Here is a 6091-nt window from a genome sequence, read left to right on the forward strand (position 1 = left end):
ATTAGTGCTAAATTTCCTAAATTTTATTCTCCTTATATTCGACCTTTCGCATTAATTTTTTTATAATATTGACAAATTTTGTAAATTTAATTATAGTTAAGGTTGAATATTAATTACAAAAATTAATAAAAGTTAACATAAGTTAATAGCAGGTTCTATAAAGTGCGAAAGTTAACAAAAATTAACTTTTCTTCTTCTTTAGATTGAATATGACTTTCAACCTTTTTCACTAGGGTATGACACATGGAATATTACGCCATTTAAGATTATTTTTTATTATTAAGTTCAATAAAACCTGCATCTCTTAATTCTACTAGGCATTGCCTAACCCTTCTGTGCTGAAGTCCTAATGGCTCTTCATAAAAGTAATAATTCTCCTGTAATTCCTCTATATCTTTATTGTAATAGATCTGTAGCCTATATACTATCAATGATAAGAGTTGTTTAGAGGTTTTACTTAAGGTTTTTCCATTATCTCCGGTTAACTTTCTCCATTCTGAGGGAATAAAATTTCCAATAAAACGATAAAAAATTGTGTCATTATTCCCACCATAACCATCATAGTTTTTTGTCAATTCCGCAACTATTTATTGCACATGTTCTAACTATAGATTTCATAAATCATCTCCTAGATTTCAGCTATAGCAGAAATTTTTTAAAAAATTATTTTAAATTTTTTTAAAATTTTTTATTTTTTTTACGAACATATGATGAATATACCAACTTTATATACCTTTTTTGACCTCAAACCCTTATTGCAGCGTTAAGTGTTAAGTGATCTCTTATCAAGAACCTTGCTGTCCCATCTATCTGACTTAGAAAATCATATTTTATCACGCTTGCTTGCAAAGCATTTGTTCCGTAAATAAAATTATATTCTTTTTCTTCCATTCTTTCACCTGGTCTTCTCTGGTATAAGCTATATTCCCCTGTTCTAAAAGGATGATCATAAAGATCAATAGATCTGGCCAGGGCTATTAAAGGTTTGGTTTCATAAAACTTATTTGGTAATTTTTTTTGTTTTCTCATTTTTTCCAGAGTACTTAAATATCTTCTTTGTTGTAACTTGTTGAAAGATTAGATGATGTGTTTGTATACGCTTATCATCTAATCTAAACTTATTCTAGTTTTTTAAGTTATATGAAAAACCAGTTCCAACTAATGCTCTATATCTGAGCAAAATCTATACCTCTACTTAAGCAAATCTCTTGCTAACTCTGGTGCAAATATATATATTTCTTCGCTACGTCTAACTCTAGCTAATAAATGTTTGCCCATACAGTTTTCTTTAAAGATTAAATTTTTTATTCCCACCATTCTTCATGTTAATTTTACATAGTTTTATCCTATCAATTGCATCTACCAATGGTATTACATGTAATACATAATAGTCATGATTTTCAAAATCAGGATTCTTTTTTTTATATTTTTTATTGTAGCTGGAAATGCTGAAAATCATCTGGACACATTTCTGTAATTATCAATACTCTTTTATGTAAAAAACCTTGCTTCCCATCTATCTGACTTAGAAATCATATTTTATCACGCTTGCTTGCAAAGCATTTGTTCCATAATAAAATTATATTCTTTTTCTCCATTTTTACCTGGTTCCTCATAAGATATTGTTCTAAAAGGATGATCATAAAGATCAATAGATCTGCAGGGCTATTAAAGGTTTAGTTTCATAAAACTTATTTGTAATTTTTTGGTTTTCTCATTTTTTCAGAATACTTAAATATCTTCTTTGTTGTAACTTGTTGAAAGATTAGATGATGTGTTTGGATACGATTATCATCTAATCTAAATCATTCTTAGTTTGTTTAATGTTATATGAAAAACCCCAGTCTCCAACTATGATGCTCTATATCTGAGCAAAACTCTATACCTCTACTGTAAGCAAATTCTCTTGCTAACTCTGGGGCAAATATATATATTCCTACTTTATACTTAACTCTAGCTAATAAATGTTTTCCCATACAGTTTTCTTTAAAAACTAAATTTTTTATCTCCCACCATTCTTCATTATAACTTTTACCATAGTTTTATCCTTATCAATGCATCTACAATGGTATTACATGTAATACATAATAGTCATGATTTTCAAAATCAGGATTCTTTTTCTTTATATTTTTTATTGTAGCTGGAAATGCCTGAAAATCATCTGGACACATTTCTTGTAATTTATCCAATACTCTTTTATGTATTAAAAACCTTGCTCTTCCATCTACTTGACTTAAAAAATCATATTTTATCACGCTTGCTTGCAAAGCATTTGTTCCATAAATAAAATTATATTCCTTTTCTTCCATTCTTTGACCTGGTCTTCCATCATACGAGTCATATTTAGTTCTAAAAGGATGATCATAAAGATCAATAGATTTGTATAAAGCTATTAAAGGTTTAGTTTCATAAAACTTTTTTGGTAATTTTTTTGGTTTTCTCATTATTTTATATTCTTATATTATTTTGCTTGTTAAGTTAATCTCCATCTCCTATACCTTTCTTATTCATATGATGTCATAGATCTTTTTTCTACATTCTTCCTTACCTAATTTCCTGCTATTACATTAGCCCACAAGTCATAAGTTTTTCTTAATTGGATAATAATTTATCATGCCTTCCAAGTGAGTTGAGCGCTGACTTGGTGGTGGTACTTTTAGCTCTGAAATATCTTAATTTCTTCTAGTAAGAGTTGGATTTAATTGCTTTACCATTTCCATATGTCTTTCTTACTTCATCCCTCTTGTTTTGCTAATTCAATCCTTTTGGAGTATATAGAATCATCTTATTTCGTACATCATTTTTAATATCTATTCCACAAAAATTAAATATATCTTCTTTTGAAAATTGCTGAGGGATTAGATGATGTATTTGTGTGCACGTATTATCTAACTTTATTCCTAGATTTCCTTTCCCATACTTAACTAGTTGAACTGTAGATGCATCTTTTGGTAAGTTATCTAAAATGTAATGTGTCTTTGGTACTAATATTTGTTTTTGTTCTAATTTTTGTATTATTGTATCTCCAATAGAGCGTTTTCAATCTGTGGAGCAAAGGTTTTTAAACCTAATGAAAAAGCATAAACCTTAGCCTGAGAGCCAATATTTTTCATTAATTGAACCAGTTCTTCTCCTACAGCTCATGCTTAATGATTGTGGAGTCATAGCAAACGAATGAAACGATGTTCGGCTTGTTCGAGCTGATAATCCACCAGCTGCATAATATCCGGCTACTTGATCTTGATATGATGCTAATTACATTAACACTCATTCCTTGAAATACAATGTTCCAAGCCAGTATGGATTAATTGACATTGGGTTTTTCATATCAAATTCTATGTAGCTTCCGCCTAGAATCAAGCACATACGCTTAAATGATCTGCCATAGTTAAGAACAAAAACCTTACCACCAATTCCTAAAACAGATAACATCATTTCTTGCATAAAACAGACTTACCAGATCCAGGAACTCCTGCTATACAGAGGTTAAAGTTCTCATTTGGTGCTGTTGCATATAATGCTGGTAATAATGCTCCACCAAAAGGTGACCAATACTGACCTCATCTGCCAGTTAATAGCATACCTGGAGAGCTTAAATCTCCTTTCCATTCACCAATTATTGGTAATAATACTTTACTTTCCGATGAAACAGTCTTTATACCTCTACCTAAGCTAGAAATGGCTGTTCCAAGTCCTATAACCTTCCTTTAACCAATTATATTGTTCGATCCTTGTTCAACTAATTGCATTGGTAATGAAGCTAATAATACTGCTAAATGATCATACTTACATGGAACAAAGTACCAACCACTACGTCTTAACATTGAACAAAAGGCAGATGCAGACTGTTTAGCCTTTTTATCCCACATAATGACATTGAGATGATACCATTCTGTCACCACCCTGTAAAGCAGCTACAGCGCTTGATAGATCTTCTGCTTCCTGTAGTAAATCAGAAAAAACTTACCCATTCCAGCACTAATATTTCTTTCTAATGCCTCTCTTTTCGTGACAGCAGCAGTTCTAGCCTGATTTGGTAAAATTTGCAAGCCAAAATGAATCAAAAAGTTAGACTTTTCTCCGCGACGTATTTCATTGCCTAAAAACAAGTCCATAGCTGACAATCTCCACAGGCCTTTTACCAGCTTCTAAGCTAATAATTACTTGCTCGTTATTTAATTTTATGCAATCTTCTAATAGCGAAAAATCTCCTCGTAGAATTTGTTCCGACAATATTTCATAGGGGTTAATGTCTGCATGCTCTTCTTCAGGCCAATTAAATATTATTCTGATGAACTTTAGTAATTGTTTTGCATCAACATTTTCAGTATTTAATCCAATCGACTTAAACGTGTCTTATAGAGCTTCCTTTCTTCGAATCATATCATCGCGATATTAGCATTTAGTATTGTCACTGAAATTAAAAGCACAGTATCCTTTATCATGTCGGTATTTTGAGCTCTATCATGTAAAAATTCAGCTCTTCTTTTTGCTAGCTCAACAAATATATTACCTTTACGGTAAGACTGCCAATTATTCAAAAAATGATCTATATGATGGCTACCAATCATTAATACTTGTAAGCTGCTTTCAGCTGGTAGATTTTCATCGTTTTTTAAAAATTCAGCAATCTGAGCCTGAACCGTTGCTCCTACTAGCGGCCAAGCAAGTAAGCCTATTGAACTACGATTAAAGAACAATTGAGTCTCTTCATCATACGATTCATAGACATTTTGATAATCTTTCTCGATCAAAATCCTTATGTATACTCACTTTTGATCCGCTTTGATTTAAATAAATTAATAAGGTATTTTTTCTTTGGACTAGTATTCTCTATGTTTTGATTTAACTTGATTAGCCTATAACATATAATACAGCGTCTTTTTGGTTTTGATTTTTCAACAATTTTATCGGAATCAAACAATCCTTGAGCAACCATTTCCTTTATTTCTGATATACACTTTTACACCTTTAGGAATTTTACAGTCAAAATCACTTCTATAGAAGCTGGTTAAGCTCATACAAATCAATAATAAAGGTAGAAACTTAACCATTATATATTCTCCGATTGATTAACATTCAAATCAACATTTGATATATAGGTGAAATTGCTGTTTTTTTTATTATGTTCCAGTAAGTCAAAACCTTTTTTAAATACAACATCCACAACTCTACCTGAATCAACAACAATGACTGGACTCATAGCATCAGCTATCTTAATAGCAAAATCAGCTAATTTATCAAAAGTATTACTGCCTCCACTATCAGATCCAGATTTCACTGCTTCTCCAAACTCTTGCTGGCTTGCAGTTACTGAATTTAAACTTTGAACTGTTTGCATATCTTGGTTAATTGCTTGAACTTGCAGAGATTTAGCTATACCGCTAAATACAAAATTTAACGCCGCCATTCTAACTGCATCAGAGGACTTATCTACTACCATTCCTTTAATACCTGGAAGTCCATCTTCTCCTATTAACCAGCCTTCAACTTTCTTTTCGATGATGTCTCCGGTATTATTGATTACTGAAAGAGTTTCCAATCGGCATTTTGCTCTCTCTGAGGCAACATCTCCATTACAAGATCCAATTAAAATTGCTTTTTTTATTTGATCAGTTTTATATTCATCATAAAGAATAGCTTGATTTAACAGCTGAAGTACTATTGGATCAAGTGATGAAGAGCTGTTAGTTCCAGTACCAACCACAACTCCAGTGAGTAGTATAGCCTTAGCAGAGCTACCACTAGTAACATAATTTTCGACGTCCTTTTTTATTTCTACGAATCGTTGTAAAGACATTGATTTTTCAATCACTTTTGTATCGGTAGTTTCTTGATAGTCATTCTTGCTTAACAAATCACTATCTATTTGTTGGTGTGTCTGTTTCTCTAGATTTCCTGACATCTTCTGATGCAAATCGTTAATTTCAGCTTTAGTTTCTAAATGTTTGTTTTCTATCGCTTTCTCTAGTTCAGTTCGTAATGTTTTTACCTCTACCTCATCAGTCCATTTAGCCCTTGGATTTACAGCTTGTTCCACTCCAGATATTTCCTCTCGTGATTCACGCTTCTCTAATGACTGTACTAGCTC

The 6091-nt window shown here is 31.6% G+C and carries 6 protein-coding genes and 2 pseudogenes; all 8 read right to left on the minus strand.

Annotated features, from left to right (window positions below; genetic code table 11):
• Positions 1–266: 266 nt before the first annotated feature.
• On the minus strand, positions 267–575 hold the full coding sequence (locus tag OCHUTO_RS04525; RefSeq protein WP_045797597.1) for a hypothetical protein: 309 nt from the start codon (positions 573–575) through the stop codon (positions 267–269).
• A gap of 169 nt (positions 576–744) precedes the next feature.
• Positions 745–1029: a hypothetical protein gene (locus OCHUTO_RS04530; RefSeq protein WP_198139670.1), complete on the minus strand. Its 285-nt coding sequence runs from the start codon at positions 1027–1029 to the stop codon at positions 745–747.
• 162 nt (positions 1030–1191) lie between these two features.
• Positions 1192–1317, minus strand: a complete 126-nt coding sequence (locus OCHUTO_RS06890; RefSeq protein ID WP_269745498.1) for a hypothetical protein — start codon at positions 1315–1317, stop codon at positions 1192–1194.
• Between the two features lie 509 nt (positions 1318–1826).
• On the minus strand, positions 1827–1976 hold the full coding sequence (locus tag OCHUTO_RS05905) for a hypothetical protein (RefSeq protein ID WP_156961312.1): 150 nt from the start codon (positions 1974–1976) through the stop codon (positions 1827–1829).
• An 84-nt stretch (positions 1977–2060) separates the two neighbouring features.
• Entirely contained in the window at positions 2061–2444 is a 384-nt protein-coding gene (locus OCHUTO_RS04535; protein ID WP_045797598.1) for a hypothetical protein, read from the minus strand.
• A gap of 573 nt (positions 2445–3017) precedes the next feature.
• Positions 3018–3295: pseudogene (locus tag OCHUTO_RS05580) on the minus strand (conjugal transfer protein TraH); the annotation flags it as partial.
• A gap of 2 nt (positions 3296–3297) precedes the next feature.
• Positions 3298–4800: pseudogene (locus tag OCHUTO_RS04540) on the minus strand (TraC family protein); the annotation flags it as partial.
• A gap of 253 nt (positions 4801–5053) precedes the next feature.
• Positions 5054–6091: TraB/VirB10 family protein (locus OCHUTO_RS05585; protein WP_045797599.1), on the minus strand; the 1038-nt coding region annotated here is incomplete at its 5' end.

This window comes from Orientia chuto str. Dubai, assembly GCF_000964595.1.
Lineage (GTDB): Bacteria > Pseudomonadota > Alphaproteobacteria > Rickettsiales > Rickettsiaceae > Orientia > Orientia mediorientalis.

Excerpts from the sequence above, each read along its gene's own strand:
- OCHUTO_RS04530 (WP_198139670.1), bottom strand. The coding sequence starts at position 1,029 with ATGAGAAAACAAAAAAAATTACCAAATAAGTTTTATGAAACCAAACCT.
- OCHUTO_RS04535 (WP_045797598.1), bottom strand. The coding sequence starts at position 2,444 with ATGAGAAAACCAAAAAAATTACCAAAAAAGTTTTATGAAACTAAACCT.
- OCHUTO_RS05905 (WP_156961312.1), bottom strand. The coding sequence starts at position 1,976 with ATGGGAAAACATTTATTAGCTAGAGTTAAGTATAAAGTAGGAATATAT.
- OCHUTO_RS06890 (WP_269745498.1), bottom strand. The coding sequence starts at position 1,317 with ATGGTGGGAATAAAAAATTTAATCTTTAAAGAAAACTGTATGGGCAAA.